General features: G+C 65.4%; 1 protein-coding gene. It reads right to left on the bottom strand.

Annotated features, from left to right (window positions below; translation table 11 throughout):
* Nucleotides 1–240, bottom strand: a 240-nt coding sequence (locus tag EW028_RS26400; protein ID WP_193767483.1) for an IclR family transcriptional regulator domain-containing protein, incomplete at both ends; no start/stop codon positions are given.

The raw sequence follows: 240 nt of genomic DNA, 5'->3' as shown, positions 1-240 counted from the left end.
GAACCGCAGCCGCGACGCAGGCCACGCCACGAGCTGCCTCTTCTCGCTCGAAGGCCACACCGCGGCGCCGGCGGATGCGACTCAGTTCCTGGTGCAAAACATTGATGTCTGTGATGGTGTTTTCCGTACTGCGAGAAAGGACTGAGCCTAAAAGAGCGTCGACGCGTTCGGGGGCGATCCACGCCAGGATCGCTTTTCCGCCGGCGGTGCAGTGGGCGGGGGCGTGACCCCCGACACGCG

Origin of the sequence: Lysinibacillus sp. OL1 (assembly GCF_004332175.1) — a bacterium.
Classification (GTDB): domain Bacteria; phylum Bacillota; class Bacilli; order Bacillales_A; family Planococcaceae; genus Lysinibacillus; species Lysinibacillus capsici.
This window is presented reverse-complemented; position numbering and strand designations above follow the sequence as displayed.